Origin of the sequence: Pseudomonas sp. WS 5071 (assembly GCF_012985765.1) — a bacterium.
Classification (GTDB): Bacteria; Pseudomonadota; Gammaproteobacteria; order Pseudomonadales; family Pseudomonadaceae; genus Aquipseudomonas; species Aquipseudomonas lundensis_A.
In genome coordinates this window covers 17,998-33,190 of sequence record NZ_JAAQWY010000019.1, presented here as the reverse complement: position 1 = coordinate 33,190, position 15,193 = coordinate 17,998, and the positions used below count along the sequence as shown (strand labels likewise).

Here is a 15,193-nt window from a genome sequence, read left to right as displayed (position 1 = left end):
GAAGACTGCTCGCCATGTCCATTTCATCTGTTCTGCGTCGCCGCACCCTGTTGCTGGCCGGCCTGTTTGCCATGTGCCTTGCCCCGCTCGCCTGGGCCGACACCCCGACACCGCTGGCCAAGCCCTTGCGCATCGGCATCACTTTGCACCCCTATTACAGCTACGTGAGCAACATCGTCGGCGACAAGGCCGAGGTGGTGCCGCTGATCCCCGCCGGTTTTAACCCTCACGCCTACGAACCGCGGGCTGAAGACATCAAACGCATCGGCACGCTGGATGTGATCGTGCTCAACGGCGTGGGCCATGACGACTTCGCTGACCGCATGATCGAAGCCAGCGAAACGCCCGGCATCCCGGTGATAGAGGCCAATCAGAACGTGCCGTTGCTGGCCGCCACCGGCAATGCCGCGCGCGGTGCAGGCAAAGTGGTCAACCCTCATACCTTCCTGTCCATCAGCGCATCGATTGCCCAGGTCAACAATATCGCCCGCGAGCTGGGCAAGCTGGACCCGGCCAATGCCAAAACCTACACCGCCAATGCCCGGACTTATGGCAAACGCCTGCGCCAGATGCGGGCAGATGCGCTGGCCAAACTGACCCGGGCCCCCAATGCAGATTTACGGGTGGCCACCGTGCATGCCGCCTATGACTATCTATTGCGCGAGTTTGGCCTTGAAGTCACGGCCGTGGTCGAACCTGCCCACGGCATCGAACCCAGCCCGAGCCAGTTGAAAAAGACCATCGACCAACTGCGCGCACTGGATGTGAAGGTGATTTTCTCGGAGATGGACTTCCCCTCCACCTACGTCGACACCATCCAGCGTGAGTCAGGGGTCAAGCTCTACCCGCTGTCGCACATTTCCTATGGCGACTACAGCGCCGACAAATACGAAAAAGAAATGACCGGCAACCTCAACACCGTGGTCACCGCCATACAGGAGGCCGGAGCATGAGTGCTGCCCAACCTCTGGTCACCCTCGCCACCGGCCCGGGGGTTGAGTTCGATCAGGTCTCGCTGACCCTGGGACAGACCCCCATTCTCGATCACGTCAGTTTCACCATCCGCCCCGGCAGCGTCCATGCGCTGGTTGGCCCCAATGGCGGCGGTAAAAGTTCGCTCATCAAAACCCTGCTGGGGCAAATGCCTCACCAAGGTCGGCTGTGCCTGAACTGGCCGGGCGCAACGGGCCCGATCGGCTACGTGCCGCAAGCACTGGAATTCGACCGTGGCCTGCCCATGACCGTGGACGATTTCATGGCCGCCATGTGCCAGCGTCGCCCAGCCTTTCTGGGCCTGTCGCGCAAGGTGGCGCCCGCCATTGGTGAAGCACTGGCGCGGGTCGGCATGCAGGACAAACGCAAGCGCCGCATGGGCGCGTTGTCCGGCGGTGAACGCCAGCGTGTACTGCTGGCTCAGGGCCTGATCCCGGCCCCGCAGCTCTTGGTACTGGACGAACCCATGTCCGCACTGGACGAAGCTGGCGCCCGCGTGTTTGAACGCTTACTCACGGATTGGCAGCAGGCGGGTGTAACCGTGGTGTGGATCGAACACGACCTGGCCGCCGTCAAGCGATTGGCCGAACGCGTGACGGGGCTCAACCGGCGCGTATTGTTCGACGGCCCACCCGGACAGACCCTGAGCCCGGAACGCCTGCTGGACCTGTTTGCGACACACCCCACCGGTAACGGGAGCACTAACGTATGAGTTACGAAGCGTTTCGCCTGATGGTTCAAGGCTGGGCTTCGGCAGGCTATTTGCCTGAGGTGCTGGCCTACGGGTTCGTGGTCAACGCGTTGCTGGCGGGTTTGTTGATCGGCCCGGTACTTGGCGGGCTGGGTACGCTGGTGGTGGTCAAGCGCTTCGCGTTTTTCTCCGAAGCGGTGGGCCACGCGGCACTCACAGGAGTGGCCATCGGTATTTTGCTCGGCGAACCCTACACCGGGCCATACGGCAGCCTGTTCGGCTATTGCCTGCTGTTTGGCGTGTCACTCAATTATTTGCGCAACCGCACCGGCTTGGCGCCCGACACCCTGATTGGCGTTTTCCTCTCGGTGTCACTGGCGCTGGGTGCCAGCTTGCTGCTGATTCTGGCTGGCAAGATTAACGTTCATATTCTCGAAAACGTGCTGTTTGGTTCCGTGCTCACCGTCAACGGCAACGATTTGCTGGTACTGGCGATTGTTGGCGCACTGGTGCTGGGGCTGAGCCTGCCGCTGTACAACCGCATCATGCTCGCCAGTTTCAACCCGCAACTGGCCGCCGTGCGCGGTGTGGCCGTCAAAGCGCTGGATTACCTGTTCGTGATTCTGGTGACGCTGATCACGGTCGCGGCGGTCAAGGTCATCGGCGCCATTCTGGTCGGCGCCCTGCTGGTGATCCCGGCAGCGGCTGCGCGGCTGTTAAGCCAGTCGCTGAAGGGCTTCTTCTGGATTTCGGTATTGATCGCCACGTGCAGTACGTTGTGCGGAATTATGGTGCCCATCGTATTCGACCTGCCAATCCCCTCCGGCGCCGCAATCATTCTGGTGGCCGGTATCGCCTTCGCCCTCGCCGCTATCGCCCGCGGCGTGCTCCCCAGCCTGAAAGGGAATATTGGATAAATGCCAACTCTGCGCACACTCACCCTCACACTGGCCCTGACCGGCTTGCTCAGCACCCCACTCATGGCCGCCGATCTGCCTGCCCAACCGGTGCACATTCTGGCCAGCGTGCCGATCACCGTGGGCCTGGGCCAGTTGCTGCTCAAGGACACAGGCGTGATTCTGGAGCGCGCTGCAGCTGCCAATTTGCCGGGCAGCCGCCAAAGCGCTTACTTCAGCGGGCGCGGCGCGGGTGCGCTGCACCAACTGGCCGAACACGCCGACGCCGTGATTGGTCTGCGCTCGGTATGGCGCGACGACCCGCTCTACCCCATGGCACGTCGCAGCAATATACGCATCGTCGAAATCGACGCCGCACGCCCGGTGGATGGCAGCCTGCCGGGTATCGCCTTGCAACCGGGCGCCGAGCGCGATGGCCTGAACAGCCAACCGTGGCTGGTCAGCAATAACATGGGGCGCATGGCGGACGTCATGGCAGCCGATCTGGCGCGGCTGGCCCCTGACGCCAAGCCGCAGATCGAAGCCAATCTGGCCACCCTCAAGCAACGCCTGTTGAAACTCAGCGCCGACAGCGAACAGCAGTTGGCCCACGTCGACAACCTGAGCGTCGTCAACCTGTCCGACCGACTCGATTACCTGGTGGCAGGGTTGAATCTGGAACCGGTGACGATCGATCATCCAGCAGACCAGCCCTGGCCCCCCGAAGCCCTCAAAACCCTGACGCAAACCCTTAAAGACAACGACGTGGCGCTGGTCCTGGACCATCGCGCACCCAGCGAAGCGCTGAAAACCGCCGTGGCACAAAGCGGCAGTGAGCTGGTGGTGATCCGCGCCGACGGGGCTGACCCGGTGGCGCAGTTGCAAGCGACTATTGAGACCCTCATCACGGCGCTCAGCCACAGGTAATACCCTGCCGAGGGTGTATGTACCGCGTGCACAACCGGGTTGGCGCCGCGCCCCAAGACGCGTTGACTGCGCATGACCCGCCATGACGACGCACCAAAAGGTTGCGAAATGCCGCGCAGTTAAATACTGTATGCACATACAGCTAACCAAGGACCGCATCATGGCTAAAAAAGCAGCGAAAGCACCTACTCCACCGTCCCCCTACGAATTGTTCGGACTTCGCATACAAAAAGAAATTAGCTCTCCCAAGGCACAAAAAGCCAAAATGGCGGTCCTTTTGCCTCAGGAAGGCGATAACCCGGAGTTCTGGGAGCGCCTGCTGGAAGAAATCTCCGAAAACGACAACGTCACCGTTGCACACCGCGATGATGGTGGTGTGAATGTTTTCTGGACTGTGCTTGAGGAAGACTGAGTCAATGAGGGTTTGTTTACTGGCATTTGCCAGCCTCTTCACTGTTTTAAGCGTTCAAGCGGCTGCGCCGCAAACCTTTAGTGAAGCGAAAAAGGTTGCCTGGAAACTCTACGCACCTCAATCCACCGAGTTTTACTGTGGCTGCAAATACACAGGTAACCGCGTCAACCTGCAAGCCTGTGGTTATGTGCCGCGCAAGAATGCCAACCGCGCGGCACGCATCGAATGGGAACACATCGTGCCCGCCTGGCAGATTGGCCATCAACGCCAGTGCTGGCAAAAAGGAGGACGTAAAAACTGCACCCGCAATGACCCGGTGTACAAAGTGGCAGAAGCCGATTTGCATAACCTGGTGCCGAGCATTGGAGAGGTCAACGGCGATCGCAACAATTTCAGTTTTGGCTGGCTACCGCAGCAGCCGGGGCAATACGGTTCGTGCCTGACCCAAGTGGACTTCAAGGCCAAAAAAGTCATGCCCCGACCTTCCATCCGGGGGATGATTGCACGCACCTATTTCTACATGAGCAAGCGCTACAATTTGCGCTTGTCCAAACAGGATCGCCAGTTATACGAAGCGTGGAACAAGACGTACCCGGTGCAAGCCTGGGAGCGTCAGCGTAACCAGGCCGTCGCCTGTGTCATGGGCCGGGGTAACGACTTCGTCGGGCCCGTCAATCTCAAGGCCTGCGGCTAGATCTACGCGCGTTTTTACACACCCTTGAATCCCGCATCTGCGCCAGGTTCAAGGGTTTTTCTCGTCGTCGCCCAGACGTCGCGTCATGGAATTTGCCCTCGATCCAGAGGCCCATTTATTGCCGAAGTGCCATTATTGAGCTATTACTCTGCACATGATTAGACAAGCTCGATTCAATAAGAAACAACACGTGGTAGAAGAACTTGTTCACCGAATAGAAAACGGGCTTTTAGTTGATGGTTTACCCCTGCCGGAAGAAGACAAGTTGGCGCAAGAACTGGGTGTCAGCCGCAATACGTTGCGTCAGGCCTTGAGCGAACTCGAACGCCGCCGTTACATCGCGACCCGCACGGGTGGCGGATCTGTCGTGACCTACGACGGCATCACCTTGGACCAACACAATGGCTGGACCCAGGCGCTGGCCGATACCGGCGCGCGCATCCATACCGAACTGTTGCGTTTCGAAGCCATTGAGCGCCCAGAATTGCTCCCTCAGTTTGGTGTCAGCCAGTTCATTACCCTGGACCGTCGACGCCGTCGCGCCGATGGCACTGCGGTGTCACTGGAGCGCTCATTGATGCCGGCCACCAACGGCCTTGAAAGCTTGCCACGGGTCGGACTAATCGACGATTCACTCACGATCACCCTCGCCGCCTATGGCTTTGTGGGTGAGCGTGGCGATCAATGGATCGGTGCCGAGCCGTTGGGCGAAGAAGACGCGCTGTTACTCGGGCGTCCCGCCGGCACTGTATTCCTCAGCGCTTTGCGCACCACCTATGACCGGCAAGGCCGTTTCATGGAGCAGGTCGAAAGCTGGCTCGATCCGCAGCACTTCCGCATGCACCAGTCATTCGGAACACCCACATGACACAACGTGATCGGGCGCTGGGCGCGTTTTACGGGCTGGCCCTGGGGGACGCGCTTGGCATGCCCACGCAGTCGTTCAGCCGTGCCGACATCGTTGCCCGCTTCGGTCACATCACCACGCTGGAAGACGCGCCCGCCGACCAGCCCATTGCGCCGAACATGCCCAAGGGCTCAATCACCGACGACACCGAGCAAGCCCTGCTCGTCGGTCAGCTACTTATCGAAAACCAGGCCTGCATCCCTCCCGACCAATTGGCACAACGGCTGATCGACTGGGAGGCCGGAATGCAGGCCAAAGGCTCGCAAGACTTGCTGGGGCCATCCACCAAGCGGGCCATCAGCCTGATCCTGGCGGGCCACAGCCCCGATGAAGCGGGCCGTTATGGCACCACCAACGGTGCGGCCATGCGCATTACGCCTGTGGGCATCGTCAGCGATGTGGCGCAGCAAGAACGGTTTATCACCGCGGTGGTTCAAGCCTGCCAAGTCACCCACAACACCAGCCTGGGCATCGCCAGCGCTGCCGCCGTGGCAGCCGTGGTGTCCAGCGGGATTAATGGCAAACCACTCGAACACGCCTTGAATGCCGCCACTGAAATCGCCTACATGGCCGAGCATTACGGCCACTGGGTGGCGGGTGCACGTATCGGGCCACGCCTACGTTGGGCCCGGGACGCCAGCGCGCATTGCAACAACGATAACGTCGGGGACCTGTTGTACGACGTCATAGGCACCTCGGTCGCTTCGCAAGAATCGGTGGTCGCCGCCTTCGCGTTGGCACAGCGGGTGGCCAGTGGCTACATGAGCAGCTTTGATGCCGTGTGCATGGCCGCCAGCATTGGCGGCGACACGGACACCATCGCCGCCGTGCTCGGGGCTATGCTGGGCGCCTGTGAGGGTCTTGGCGCCTGGCCCACGCCACTGATCAGGCACGTGCAAGACGTCAATCATTTACAACTTGAACCGCTGGTACAGGCGCTATTGGCCCTTCGCAACGCTTAGCTCACCCCCTCGCAATGGACTGCACTCCGGCTTGCTGCCCGAAACCGGCGTGGCACGCTGTTTAAAAACGATAAAAAAGCATCAGGAGCGACACCCATGAGCCACCCTCACGTCGGCCACAGCGCCGGACAATTGGAAACCCGGGGTATCGAGCCCGTCCCGGACATTGAGTGCAATGGCAATCCGCTGCAATTGTTCTGGGTTTGGTTCGCTGCAAACATCAGTATTTTGGGCCTGCCCTTGGGCGCCACGCTGGTGGCCTTTCACCAGTTGGCGATCTGGCAAGTGATGCTCGTCGCGTTGATCGGCGCCGCAGGCTCATTCGCCGTGGTCGGGGTCATTTCCATTGCGGGCCGACGTGGCCGGGCACCGAGCCTGACCTTGTCGCGGGCCATTTTCGGCGTGCGCGGCAATATCGGTCCGACACTGGTGTCGCTGATGTCGAGGGTGGGCTGGGAAACCGTGAATACCATCACTGCGGCGTTTGTGTTGCTGGCCCTGAGTGCCATCCTCTTTGGCACCCCGACCGACGCCAAAAGCGCCCCGCTCCTGACCCTGCTGTTCATCGCCATTTTTGCCCTGCTCACGTTGTCGGTTTCCGGGCTGGGTCACGCCACCTTGCTGGTCATCCAAAAATGGGCCACGTACGTGTTTGGCGCCCTCAACGTGCTGGTCGGCGGATTCCTGTGCGCAACTATCGACTGGCAAGGCGTGTTTGCAGCGCCTTCCGCCCCCATGAGTGCGGTGATTATTGGTATCGGCATCATGGCCGCAGGCACGGGCATCGGCTGGGCGAATGCCGGGGCCGACATGTCGCGCTATCAGAAACACAGCGTCAGTGGTCCGCAACTGGTAGCGTCTGCCGCCTTGGGCGCCGGCATACCGCTGGTGCTGCTCATTACGCTCGGCGGTTTGCTGACCGTGGGCAATCATGAATTGGCCTCGGCCACCGACCCGGTTGCCGCCATCCGCAACCTGTTACCCGCCTGGATGGCCGTGCCCTATCTACTCAGCGCCTTCGGCGGTCTGTTGCTGTCCAACCACCTGTCGGTGTACTCGGCGGGCCTGACCACGTTAACCCTCGGGGTAAAACTCAAACGGGTTCAGGCGGTGGTCGTGGATATCGTCGCCATCCTGAGTGGTTCGATTTACTTCATGTTGTACGCAGACGGATTTTATGGACCCTTCATTACCTTTATCTCCCTGACGGCCATTCCGATTACCGCGTGGGTCGCCATCTTTGTTGTGGACCTGATCCATCGTCATTACTACAGCCCCCGGGACTTGATGGACGCCAGCCCTCGCAGTGCCTATTGGTATAGCGGCGGCATTGAATGGCGCGCCTTGAGCGCCTGGGCCGTGGCGCTGATCCTGGGGTTTTGCTTTACCCGAGTGGGCAGCAGCGAAGCGGACTGGTTTGTCGGCCCGCTGGCAGATTCCTGGCTGGGGCATAACGGGATGGGCTGGGTGGTGACATTTGTGGTGGCTGGCGGGTTGTATGCCCTGCTGGGCGGCGCCCGGGATCGGCGTCTGAGTGTCACGGAGCCTGCCCATGCCTAGGTTGCTGCACACAGGCCAAATCATCATCGATCTGGTCATGGCCCTCGACACCCTGCCGCCCTCGGGCGGTGATGCGCTGGCCAGCAGTGCCAGCTTTCAGGCCGGGGGCGGCTTTAATGTCATGGCTGCTGCGCGGCGCAGCGGCCTGGACACCGCGTACCTGGGGCGACACGGTCAGGGCCAGATGGGTGAACTGGCGCGTCAGGCCATGTTCAGCGAAGGCATCACCGCGACCCTGCCGCCCGACCCGCACCAAGACACCGGGTTATGCGTCGCCCTGACCGAAGCCAGCGCCGAACGTACTTTCATTTCGTACATCGGCGTCGAGGGCGTGTTGACCGCTGATGACCTGCAACAGGTACGGGTGGCGCAAGATGACTATGTGTATGTCAGCGGTTATAGCCTGCTTGAGCCTGGCAAAGCGCAACCGTTAATCGCGTGGCTGCTGGCGTTGCCGAACGACATCCACCTGAGTTTTGACCCCGGCCCGTTGCTCCTCGACATAGCGCCAGCCCTACTGGACGCGCTCTTGCCGCGCCTGAACCTGTGGACCAGCAATCGTCATGAAGCCCAGGCCCTGACAGGTACCCGCACGCTGGACGAAGCCTTGAGGGCCCTGGATGCACGTTTGCCCGGTACCTGCCTGAAGGTGGTCCGAGATGGCCCGCATGGCTGCCGGGTCAGCGATGCTCAGGGCCATCACCCGATTGCCGGGTTCACAGTGCAGGCGCTGGACACCAATGGCGCAGGTGATGCTCATACCGGGGTGATGCTGGCCGCGCTGGCAACCGGGGTTGCCCCGTGTGAAGCCGCACGCCGGGCCAACGCAGCGGCGGCCATCGCGGTCACACGCAGAGGGCCGGCCACGGCACCGACCAGGGCGCAGATCGATGCGTTCCTGGCCGATCAACGCACCTGAGCGGTCCAAGTCAAATTCCATTTCTGCACAGCTTTAAGGGTATTTCTTACAATCAACCCGACCAAAGACTGTAACCAGAAGTGTATAAAACCTGCATAAAAGCTGGAAAATGCCCAAAGGGCTGTTTTAACCTTGCCCTTTGACTTCCCTCCTACAGCACCAACCTTCGGAAAACGCTTACGTTTCCCGAGCCATTTGCGTGCTAACAGGGCGGCGTTTTCTCTCGACTTGTGACGATACTCTTGAAACTCATCATTATTGCTGTCTACGTTTTGTCCATCGCATATGTCCACTTGCGGGGCAAGGTTCGGCATAAGCTGAGCCGTCAATTAAGCGACCACTCCACCTTCCTGGCGCCGATCAACTGCTTTCTGTATTTGTTCTCCAAAGTGCCCGCTCAGCCTTATCTCAAGCCTGCGGACTTTCCAGAACTGCAGCCTTTGCAAGATCACTGGGAAGAAATACGCGAAGAAGCGCGCAAGCTGATGCAGGCAGGCGAAATCAAACGCTCTGAGCAACCGAATGACGTGGGGTTCAACTCGTTTTTCAAAACCGGCTGGAAGCGCTTCTACCTCAAATGGTACGGCGACAATCACCCGTCGGCGGTCGAGCTGTGCCCGCGCACCATCGAACTGCTTAATGGCATTGGCACGATCAAGGCCGCCATGTTTGCTGAGTTACCGCCCGGCTCGAAACTGGTGCGTCACCGCGACCCTTATGCGGGTTCGTTGCGTTACCACTTGGGCCTGGACACGCCTAACGATCCGGATTGCTACATCAATGTCGACGGCCAGAATTATGCGTGGCGGGACGGTGAAGGCGTGATGTTTGATGAAACCTTTATCCACTACGCCGAAAACAAAACCGACAAAAACCGCATCATTCTGTTCTGCGACGTTGAGCGCCCGATGAAGTACCGCTGGGCGGCTGCGTTCAACCAATGGTTCAGCCGCACGGTCATGGCCTCCGCCAGCTCGCCAAACGACGCCAATGACAAGGTCGGCGGCCTCAACCGTGCATTTACCAAGCTGTACAAGATCCGACTGCGCGGCAAGGAACTGAAAAAACGCAACCGCACCCGCTATTACCTGGAGAAATGGGCCATTTTCGGGGGGCTGCTGGCATTGTTCCTGCTTATCTGACCCGCTAACCGATGCCCCAAAACGCGTAGTCGCTCATCTCCCTGGCGGCTACGCGGCGCTGACCCCTCATGACGCACGCATCCAGTCTTGCTCCGAACCTTGCGCTAATCAGCCATCATGGCAATGCGCCTTGAGTTGCCAGGGCGCGCCCATATACTCACCTGCATCCGATTGAAGAACCGCCGTTGCAGGCGATTGTGTGACAGAACGCTGGAGGTCTGCACCATGCCCACTCGTCTCAGTCTTATTTGCCATGCCCGTACCGAGGCCCAGCGCCTGGGCCGGTTCCCGGAAGATGAACCGGCAGAAAGCAAAAGCCTGGAAAAGGCAGGGCAGTTGGCCACAGTGCTGAAAAAGCCGGTGCGGATTCTCTGCGCCCCTGAGATCCGAACCCTGCAAACTGCCCATGCCTTGGGCAGCGACATTGAGATCGTGCCTGCGCTTGAAGACTACGATTTTGGCGACTGGCGAGGCCAAAGCCTGTCAGAGCTGCAAGAAAGCTGCCCGCAAGCAGTGGCCAACTGGCTCAGCACTCCCTATGCCGCGCCGCACCATGGCGAGTCGGTGCAGGACCTCTGCTTGCGGGTCGGCACTTGGCTAGAGGGGTTCCGTGAGGAAGGCCATTTTGCCGTGGTCACACATCCGTTCGTGATCCGTGCCGCCATTTTGCACGCCTTGGCTGCCAGCACCGACTCGTTCAACCTCATTGACATAGAACCATTAGCCATCGTGGATTTGCGTTTTAACGAACGCTGGCGCCTGCGGTTCTGAGTTGAGATACATCGCGGCGGGCAGGCCCCCGCCCGACTCAGCGTTCTTCAAGCACCAACCCGCCCGGCGGCAACGGCAGCGCGGTTTTGTAACGCACTTGCTTGAGGGCAAAGCTGGAGCGGATGTTGGCAACACCCGGCACCTTGGTCAGGAAGTCCATCATGAAGCGCTCAAGCGCCTGAATGCTCGGCACCAGTACGCGAATCAGATAGTCGGGGTCCCCCGCCATCAAATAGCACTCCATCACTTCAGGCCGGTCCGAAATGGCAGCTTCGAAATGTTGCAGGGCCTCTTCCACCTGTTTCTCCAGGCTGACGTGAATGAACACGTTGACGTGCAGGCCCAGCATGTCGGCGTCGAGCAAAGTCACTTGCTCGCGAATCAACCCCTGCTCCTCCATCGCTTTGACCCGGTTGAAACACGGGGTGGGCGACAGGTTTACCGAGCGCGCAAGGTCCGCATTGGTGATGCGCGCGTTCTCCTGAAGGCTGTTGAGAATCCCGATATCCGTTCGATCCAGCTTGCGCATGAGACAAAACCACCTGTTTTTTATGTTTATGCAGAATTCTTATCCTTATTCGCTGTAAAGCACAACGAACTACAGATAAATATTCTTCACTGTCCGGAATATGATTGTTGTAGGACAAGATCTGGCGGTTCACCTGACATTTCTTGCATGCAGTACTTAGCTCCCGCGCCCTAATAAAACACGACAAGATCGAGCGTAGAGAAAGCCATGAATGAAGAATATGCACCACTGCGCCTGCACGTTCCTGAACCTTCCGGCCGTCCGGGCTGCAAGACCGATTTCAGCTACCTGCGTTTGACCGACGCCGGCCTGGTACGCAAGCCGCCCATCGATGTAGAACCGGCAGACACCGCCGACTTGGCCAAGGGCCTGATTCGCGTGCTCGATGATCAAGGCCAGGCCCTTGGTCCGTGGGCCGAAGGCGTTCCGATGCACGTGCTGCGCGCCGGCATGCGCGCCATGCTCAAAACCCGCATCTTTGACGCCCGCATGGTGGTCGCCCAGCGGCAGAAAAAAATGTCGTTTTACATGCAAAGCCTGGGCGAAGAAGCCATCGGCAGTGCTCAGGCGCTGGCACTGAACCTTGACGACATGTGCTTCCCCACCTATCGCCAGCAAAGCATCCTGATGGCCCGCGACGTGCCGTTGGTGGACCTGATCTACCAGTTGCTGTCCAACGAGCGCGACCCACTCAAGGGCCGCCAGTTGCCAATCATGTATTCGGTACGCGACTACGGTTTCTTCAGTATTTCCGGGAACCTCGCCACCCAATTCGTACAGGCGGTGGGCTGGGGCATGGCGTCGGCCATCAAGGGTGATACCAAAATTGCTTCCGCCTGGATCGGCGACGGCGCTACCGCCGAATCCGATTTCCACACCGCCCTTACCTTCGCCCACGTGTACCGCGCTCCGGTAATCCTCAACGTGGTGAATAACCAATGGGCCATTTCCACGTTCCAGGCCATCGCCGGGGGCGAATCCACGACCTTCGCCGGGCGTGGCGTGGGGTGCGGCATCGCTTCCCTGCGGGTCGACGGCAACGACTTCATCGCCGTCTACGCGGCCTCGGTATGGGCTGCTGAACGTGCCCGCCGCAATCTGGGCCCGACGCTGATCGAATGGGTCACCTATCGCGCAGGCCCGCATTCAACCTCTGATGACCCTTCCAAGTACCGCCCTGCGGATGACTGGAGCCACTTCCCGCTGGGTGATCCGATCATTCGCCTTAAACAGCACCTGATCGCCACGGGCAATTGGTCCGAAGAAGAACACGCGGCAGTCAGCGCCGAGCTCGAAGCCGAAATCATCGGCGCACAAAAGGAAGCCGAACGTTTCGGCACCCTGGCGGGCGGGCAGATGCCGAGCGCGGCGACGATTTTTGAGGACGTGTACAAGGACATGCCCGAGCACCTGCGTCGGCAACGTCAGCAATTGGGGTTATAACCAGATGAACGACAACAATAAAATTCAGATGGAGAACGCCGTGAGCACCAGCACCATGACGATGATCCAGGCCTTGCGCTCGGCCATGGACGTGATGCTTGAGCGCGACGATAACGTGGTGGTGTTTGGTCAGGACGTGGGCTACTTCGGCGGTGTATTCCGCTGCACCGAAGGCCTGCAGGCCAAATATGGCAAATCGCGGGTATTCGACGCGCCGATCTCCGAAAGCGGCATCGTCGGCGCAGCGGTCGGTATGGGGGCGTACGGCCTGCGCCCGGTGGCCGAGATCCAGTTTGCCGACTACTTCTACCCGGCGTCTGATCAAATCGTCTCCGAAGCTGCCCGTTTGCGTTACCGCTCGGCTGGCGAATTCATTGCGCCGATGACCCTGCGCATGCCCTGCGGCGGGGGAATTTACGGCGGCCAGACCCACAGCCAGAGCCCTGAAGCGATGTTCACCCAGGTCTGCGGCCTGCGCACGGTGATGCCGTCCAACCCCTACGACGCCAAAGGCCTGCTGATCGCCGCCATCGAAAACGATGACCCGGTGATTTTTCTCGAACCCAAGCGCCTGTACAACGGCCCGTTTGACGGTCACCACGAACGCCCCGTGACCCCATGGTCCAAACACGCCGCCAGCCTGGTACCGGACGGCTATTACACCGTTCCGCTGGACTGCGCAGCCATCGTGCGCCCCGGCACTGAAGTCACCATCCTCACCTACGGCACCACCGTGTATGTGGCGCAAGTCGCAGCTGAAGAAACCGGCATTGACGCCGAAGTCATTGACCTGCGCAGCCTGTGGCCACTGGACCTGGATGCCATCGTCAATTCCGTGAAAAAGACCCGCCGTTGCGTTGTCGTGCACGAGGCCACCCGCACGTGCGGCTTTGGCGCCGAACTGATCGCACTGGTTCAAGAGCATTGTTTCCATTACCTGGAAGCGCCAATCGAGCGTGTTACGGGCTGGGACACGCCCTACCCGCATGCACAGGAGTGGGCTTATTTCCCCGGCCCGGCGCGAGTGGGAGCAGCTTTGCAACGGGTTATGGAGGTCTGAATGGGTACGCACGTTATTAAGATGCCGGACATTGGCGAAGGCATTGCGCAAGTGGAACTGGTGGAATGGTTTGTCAAAGTCGGTGACATGGTCAGCGAAGATCAAGTGGTTGCCGACGTGATGACCGACAAAGCCACGGTGGATATTCCTTCGCCTGTGGCGGGCAAGGTGTTGGCACTGGGCGGCCAGCCCGGTGAAGTGATGGCCGTGGGCAGCGAACTGATTCGCATCGAAGTCGAAGGGGCTGGCAACCTGCGCGAAAGTGCCGCCGCCCCCGTCGAACCCGCCGCAGCACCAGCACCAGCACCAGCAGCGGCAAAAGCTGCACCCCAGGCCCGGGTCGAAGTGGCCGCCGTGTCCGCCCCGCCTGCCCAACCTGCGGCGCGCCCGGCACCGGTCGCCCGTGAGGCCAATGAGCGTCCGCTGGCCTCGCCGGCAGTGCGTAAACGCGCGTGGGACGCCGGTATCGAATTGCGCTTCGTAATCGGCACCGGCCCCGCTGGCCGCGTGCTGCACGATGACCTGGACGCCTACTTGGCTCAGGACACACAGACCAGCCCTGCGCCCATGGCCGGTTACGCCAAACGCACCGACGAGCAACAGATTCCGGTCATCGGCCTGCGCCGCAAAATCGCTGAGCGCATGCAAGATGCCAAGCGCCGTGCCGCGCATTTCAGCTACGTCGAAGAAGTGGACGTGACGGCCCTCGAAGAACTGCGCGCCCAGCTCAACCAGAAATGGGGTGACAGCCGCGGCAAACTGACCCTGCTGCCCTTTCTCGTGCGGGCCATGGTGGTTGCACTGCGTGATTTCCCGCAGATCAACGTGCGTTATGACGATCAGGCACAGGTCATTACCCGCTTTGGCGCGGTGCACGTCGGGGTGGCGGCGCAAAGTGACAACGGCCTCATGGTCCCCGTGGTCAAGCACGCCGAAACCCTGACGCTGTGGGGCGCTTCGGATGAGATCACGCGACTGGCCACTGCCGTGCGCACTGGCAAGGCCGCCCGCGACGACCTGTCGGGATCGACCATTACCCTGACCAGCCTCGGCGCGCTGGGCGGAATCGTCAGTACCCCGGTGGTCAACCTGCCGGAAGTGGCGATCATTGGCGTCAACCGCATCGTCGAACGCCCGGTGGTGGTCAAAGGCCAGATCGTGGTGCGCAAAATGATGAACCTCTCCAGCTCGTTCGACCACCGCGTGGTGGACGGCATGGACGCGGCGCTCTTTATCCAGGCCATGCGTGGCTTGCTCGAACAACCTGCCACCCTGTTTGTGGAGTGA

Annotated in this window: 16 protein-coding genes; 15 read left to right on the top strand and 1 reads right to left on the bottom strand. The window is 60.4% G+C overall.

The genetic code is table 11. The features are described from left to right. Positions 1-14: 14 nt before the first annotated feature. The 12 genes from HBN61_RS13210 to HBN61_RS13155 all read left to right on the top strand — a co-directional run bounded on the left by HBN61_RS13210 (position 15) and on the right by HBN61_RS13155 (position 10,874). Positions 15-953 carry a metal ABC transporter substrate-binding protein gene (locus HBN61_RS13210; RefSeq protein WP_170046940.1) on the top strand — a complete coding sequence of 313 codons (939 nt, stop codon included), beginning with the start codon at positions 15-17 and terminating at the stop codon, positions 951-953. Further along, entirely contained in the window at positions 950-1,705 is a 756-nt protein-coding gene (locus HBN61_RS13205; protein WP_170046939.1) for a metal ABC transporter ATP-binding protein, read from the top strand. The genes HBN61_RS13210 and HBN61_RS13205 overlap by 4 nt, the downstream gene beginning before the upstream one ends. Then, positions 1,702-2,601 (top strand): metal ABC transporter permease, encoded by a 900-nt coding sequence (locus tag HBN61_RS13200; protein ID WP_094994445.1) that lies wholly within the window; start codon positions 1,702-1,704, stop codon positions 2,599-2,601. The genes HBN61_RS13205 and HBN61_RS13200 overlap by 4 nt, the downstream gene beginning before the upstream one ends. Beyond that, positions 2,602-3,507 carry a metal ABC transporter solute-binding protein, Zn/Mn family gene (locus HBN61_RS13195; protein ID WP_170046938.1) on the top strand — a complete coding sequence of 302 codons (906 nt, stop codon included), beginning with the start codon at positions 2,602-2,604 and terminating at the stop codon, positions 3,505-3,507. It begins immediately after the preceding gene. 160 nt (positions 3,508-3,667) lie between these two features. Then, positions 3,668-3,919: a DUF1654 domain-containing protein gene (locus tag HBN61_RS13190; protein ID WP_094994447.1), complete on the top strand. Its 252-nt coding sequence runs from the start codon at positions 3,668-3,670 to the stop codon at positions 3,917-3,919. 4 nt (positions 3,920-3,923) lie between these two features. Further along, positions 3,924-4,613 carry an endonuclease gene (locus HBN61_RS13185; protein ID WP_169963413.1) on the top strand — a complete coding sequence of 230 codons (690 nt, stop codon included), beginning with the start codon at positions 3,924-3,926 and terminating at the stop codon, positions 4,611-4,613. A gap of 154 nt (positions 4,614-4,767) precedes the next feature. After that, positions 4,768-5,481, top strand: a complete 714-nt coding sequence (locus HBN61_RS13180; protein ID WP_169963415.1) for a GntR family transcriptional regulator — start codon at positions 4,768-4,770, stop codon at positions 5,479-5,481. Then, the gene (locus HBN61_RS13175) at positions 5,478-6,482 is read left to right on the top strand and encodes an ADP-ribosylglycohydrolase family protein (RefSeq protein ID WP_170046937.1); all 1,005 of its coding nucleotides are present in this window, start codon (positions 5,478-5,480) and stop codon (positions 6,480-6,482) included. Before HBN61_RS13180 ends, HBN61_RS13175 begins: the two co-directional genes overlap by 4 nt. Before the next feature lie 96 nt (positions 6,483-6,578). Next, positions 6,579-8,042, top strand: a complete 1,464-nt coding sequence (locus tag HBN61_RS13170) for a purine-cytosine permease family protein (RefSeq protein WP_170046936.1) — start codon at positions 6,579-6,581, stop codon at positions 8,040-8,042. Next, positions 8,035-8,961, top strand: coding sequence for a PfkB family carbohydrate kinase (locus HBN61_RS13165; protein WP_170046935.1), 927 nt, complete (start codon positions 8,035-8,037; stop codon positions 8,959-8,961). The genes HBN61_RS13170 and HBN61_RS13165 overlap by 8 nt, the downstream gene beginning before the upstream one ends. A gap of 242 nt (positions 8,962-9,203) precedes the next feature. Next, positions 9,204-10,103: a lipid A hydroxylase LpxO gene (lpxO, locus tag HBN61_RS13160; protein ID WP_094994453.1), complete on the top strand. Its 900-nt coding sequence runs from the start codon at positions 9,204-9,206 to the stop codon at positions 10,101-10,103. A 225-nt stretch (positions 10,104-10,328) separates the two neighbouring features. After that, complete coding sequence (locus HBN61_RS13155) at positions 10,329-10,874, top strand: histidine phosphatase family protein (RefSeq protein ID WP_170046934.1); 546 nt, start codon at positions 10,329-10,331, stop codon at positions 10,872-10,874. Positions 10,875-10,911: 37 nt separating this feature from the next. On the opposite strand, the gene bkdR is transcribed toward HBN61_RS13155, so the two are convergent. Then, entirely contained in the window at positions 10,912-11,403 is a 492-nt protein-coding gene (bkdR, locus tag HBN61_RS13150) for a Bkd operon transcriptional regulator BkdR (protein ID WP_094994455.1), read from the bottom strand. Between the two features lie 207 nt (positions 11,404-11,610). Here bkdR and HBN61_RS13145 point away from each other — a divergent pair, with 207 nt between their 5' ends. The 3 genes from HBN61_RS13145 to HBN61_RS13135 are packed head-to-tail and all read left to right on the top strand — an operon-like array spanning position 11,611 to position 15,193. Then, complete coding sequence (locus tag HBN61_RS13145) at positions 11,611-12,846, top strand: 3-methyl-2-oxobutanoate dehydrogenase (2-methylpropanoyl-transferring) subunit alpha (RefSeq protein ID WP_170046933.1); 1,236 nt, start codon at positions 11,611-11,613, stop codon at positions 12,844-12,846. Between the two features lie 4 nt (positions 12,847-12,850). Next, positions 12,851-13,906: an alpha-ketoacid dehydrogenase subunit beta gene (locus tag HBN61_RS13140; protein ID WP_094994457.1), complete on the top strand. Its 1,056-nt coding sequence runs from the start codon at positions 12,851-12,853 to the stop codon at positions 13,904-13,906. Further along, a complete protein-coding gene (locus HBN61_RS13135) occupies positions 13,907-15,193 on the top strand; it encodes a dihydrolipoamide acetyltransferase family protein (RefSeq protein WP_170046932.1) in 1,287 nt (428 codons plus the stop codon).

Bases quoted from the DNA above. Each gene is read 5' to 3' on its own strand.
- HBN61_RS13210 (WP_170046940.1), top strand. From the start codon at position 15: ATGTCCATTTCATCTGTTCTGCGTCGCCGCACCCTGTTGCTGGCCGGC.
- HBN61_RS13205 (WP_170046939.1), top strand. From the start codon at position 950: ATGAGTGCTGCCCAACCTCTGGTCACCCTCGCCACCGGCCCGGGGGTT.
- HBN61_RS13200 (WP_094994445.1), top strand. From the start codon at position 1,702: ATGAGTTACGAAGCGTTTCGCCTGATGGTTCAAGGCTGGGCTTCGGCA.
- HBN61_RS13195 (WP_170046938.1), top strand. From the start codon at position 2,602: ATGCCAACTCTGCGCACACTCACCCTCACACTGGCCCTGACCGGCTTG.
- HBN61_RS13190 (WP_094994447.1), top strand. From the start codon at position 3,668: ATGGCTAAAAAAGCAGCGAAAGCACCTACTCCACCGTCCCCCTACGAA.
- HBN61_RS13185 (WP_169963413.1), top strand. From the start codon at position 3,924: ATGAGGGTTTGTTTACTGGCATTTGCCAGCCTCTTCACTGTTTTAAGC.
- HBN61_RS13180 (WP_169963415.1), top strand. From the start codon at position 4,768: ATGATTAGACAAGCTCGATTCAATAAGAAACAACACGTGGTAGAAGAA.
- HBN61_RS13175 (WP_170046937.1), top strand. From the start codon at position 5,478: ATGACACAACGTGATCGGGCGCTGGGCGCGTTTTACGGGCTGGCCCTG.
- HBN61_RS13170 (WP_170046936.1), top strand. From the start codon at position 6,579: ATGAGCCACCCTCACGTCGGCCACAGCGCCGGACAATTGGAAACCCGG.
- HBN61_RS13165 (WP_170046935.1), top strand. From the start codon at position 8,035: ATGCCTAGGTTGCTGCACACAGGCCAAATCATCATCGATCTGGTCATG.
- HBN61_RS13155 (WP_170046934.1), top strand. From the start codon at position 10,329: ATGCCCACTCGTCTCAGTCTTATTTGCCATGCCCGTACCGAGGCCCAG.
- bkdR (WP_094994455.1), bottom strand. From the start codon at position 11,403: ATGCGCAAGCTGGATCGAACGGATATCGGGATTCTCAACAGCCTTCAG.
- HBN61_RS13145 (WP_170046933.1), top strand. From the start codon at position 11,611: ATGAATGAAGAATATGCACCACTGCGCCTGCACGTTCCTGAACCTTCC.
- HBN61_RS13140 (WP_094994457.1), top strand. From the start codon at position 12,851: ATGAACGACAACAATAAAATTCAGATGGAGAACGCCGTGAGCACCAGC.
- HBN61_RS13135 (WP_170046932.1), top strand. From the start codon at position 13,907: ATGGGTACGCACGTTATTAAGATGCCGGACATTGGCGAAGGCATTGCG.